Source organism: Pseudomaricurvus sp. ABR4_320 (assembly GCF_056159445.1).
In genome coordinates, this window is sequence record NZ_JBSWVF010000053.1 from 1 (window position 1) to 2,315 (window position 2,315).

Annotated in this window: 3 protein-coding genes; all 3 read left to right on the forward strand. The window is 52.7% G+C overall.

Features of this window, described 5'->3' with window-relative positions:
• The first annotated feature begins 78 nt into the window (after positions 1 to 78).
• Genes tnpA through tnpC form a run of 3 tightly spaced genes read left to right on the forward strand, consistent with a single transcriptional unit; the run spans position 79 to position 2,304 of the window.
• Positions 79 to 369 carry an IS66 family insertion sequence element accessory protein TnpA gene (tnpA, locus tag ACXAFR_RS27220; RefSeq protein ID WP_475183279.1) on the forward strand — a complete coding sequence of 97 codons (291 nt, stop codon included), beginning with the start codon at positions 79 to 81 and terminating at the stop codon, positions 367 to 369.
• Positions 369 to 719 carry an IS66 family insertion sequence element accessory protein TnpB gene (tnpB, locus tag ACXAFR_RS27225; protein WP_475183282.1) on the forward strand — a complete coding sequence of 117 codons (351 nt, stop codon included), beginning with the start codon at positions 369 to 371 and terminating at the stop codon, positions 717 to 719. The genes tnpA and tnpB overlap by 1 nt, the downstream gene beginning before the upstream one ends.
• 22 nt (positions 720 to 741) lie before the next feature.
• Positions 742 to 2,304 carry an IS66 family transposase gene (tnpC, locus tag ACXAFR_RS27230; RefSeq protein ID WP_475183284.1) on the forward strand — a complete coding sequence of 521 codons (1,563 nt, stop codon included), beginning with the start codon at positions 742 to 744 and terminating at the stop codon, positions 2,302 to 2,304.
• Positions 2,305 to 2,315: the final 11 nt, after the last annotated feature.

The window sequence follows — 2,315 nt, forward strand, 5'->3', positions numbered from 1 at the left end:
GTAAGCGGTCTACAAACACCGCCTTAAATATCTACACATTCTGATTTACCCTGACGCTTTCAGACACGAGAAAGCACTATGGATGTTGAAGATAAGTCAGCCCGCTGGAAGCAGCGTATTAACGACTGGAAGGGAAGCGAACTCTCGCAAAAGAAGTATTGCCAGCAGTATGGCCTGCCGCTATCCAGTTTCAGTTACTGGCACAGAAAGTTGAGAAAGAGTTCTTCCGTTTCCGGTAAATTGATCCCCGTATCATTGAGCCGTCCGGCCGTGATCAATCTCTACCTGCCCTCAGGATTACGTATTGAGAGTCCACTTCACTGCCTGGAGGAGATCTTACCGCTGTTGTCGAAAGAGGCCAATCGCTGATGCTACGCCCGATCAGTGATGTTCAGGTTTATCTGTATGCTGACCCGGTCGACATGCGGAAGTCGATCGATGGCCTGTCCCTCTTGGTCGAACAGGAAATGCCGTTGTCGCCCATGGATGAGGCCCTGTTCGTCTTCTGCAACCGGGGGCGAGATAAGATCAAGTTGCTGTGCTGGGAGAAAAACGGGTTTATTGTCTGGTATAAGCGGCTGGAAAAGCAGCGCTTCCGTTGGCCGAAAGTGGAAGAGACTGTATCGCTGACCGGGCAGGAACTGAATTGGTTACTCGACGGCTTTGATATTTTCAACAATCAGCCTCACTCCCGGCTTCATTTTGACTCGGTAAGCTGAGTCTTACGGTATAATCCGCGCTATGAGCGCGGCCCAGACCCCAACTTCCCCAGCTGATTTTGAAGCCCTTCTTGCCGAGAAGGACCGCATTATTGCTCAGCAGGCGCAGTCCCTTGCAGAAAGAGAGCAGCGAATTGCCCTGCTCGAAGAAACCGTGCGCCTGCAACAGCAAAAGCGCTTCGGCCGTTCCTCCGAGAAATCGCCCGACCAACAGGAAATGTTCAATGAGGCGGAGCTGACGGACGCGGCTGAGCACTACCTGTCAGAGCAAGACTCAGAGCCTGAAGACACTGAACAAAAGAAAACAGCCGTTAATAAAAAACCAGGTCGTAAGCCGCTTCCCGCGGACCTACCTCGTATCCGGATTGAATATGATGTCCCTGAAGCCGACTTGATCTGCGCCTGCGGCTGTCAGCGCGCCTTGATCGGCGAAGACACCAGCGAACAACTGGACATTATCCCCGCCAAAGTGCAGGTGATCGTCCATGCTCGAAAGAAGTATGTCTGCAAGGCCTGCGAGGGTGAGATCAGCACAGCGGCGTTACCACCTCAGCCTATTCCGAAGAGTAACGCCAGCCCGGGCTTGCTGGCGCACATTGCCATCAGTAAATTCCAGGATGCCTTACCGTTATATCGACAAGAGTCCATTCTTCAGCGCAGTGGTATTGAGCTGGGCCGCAACACCCTCGGCAGCTGGATGATAAAAAGTGGGGAGCTGGTCCAGCCGTTGATCAACCTGCTGGAAGACCACTTACTGGCCTATCCCGTCCTACATTGTGATGAGACCACCGTACAAGTGCTGAAAGAGCCCGGTAAGGAGGCGACCCGAAAATCCTACATGTGGGTTCGGGTCGGCGGACCACCCACGCAACCGGTCAGACTCTTCCATTACTCTGCCAGCCGGAGTGGTGAGGCGGCGAGTCATTTACTGGCCGACTATCAAGGCTATCTGCAGACCGATGACTACGCCGGGTACAATGACGTGGTTGCAAAAAATCGTATCCGGCAGCTTGGATGTTGGGCTCACGTTCGTCGCAAATTTATCGATGCTCAGAAAGGCGCCGGTAAAAACAAAAAGGCCGGTAAGGCAGACATGGCAATCGGCTTTATCCGCCAGCTTTACGCCCTGGAAAAGCAAATCGCAGATCACACCACGACCGACAAATATCTGATAAGGCAGGAAAAGGCGATCCCCATCCTGAAGACAATCCGGGAGTGGCTGGATAAAACCCTGCACACGACGTTGCCAAAAGGCCTACTGGGTAAAGCGCTCGGCTATCTGGATAAAAACTGGGATAAATTAACGGTCTACACCGAAGATGGTCGACTGAACATCGATAACAATCCTGCGGAAAACGCGATCAGGCCGTTCGTGGTAGGCCGGAAGAACTGGCTCTTCAGTGCCACTGTACCCGGTGCAAAAGCCAGCGCGAATCTCTACGGGTTAATCGAAACGGCTAAAGCAAACCAACTGGAACCCTATCGTTATCTTCACCACGTGTTTAAAGAGCTGCCCAGCGCGAAGACGGTCGAGCAGATCGAAAGCCTGCTGCCTTGGAATGTGAAATTACAAGAGGTGGTTTAACGAGCGCTTAC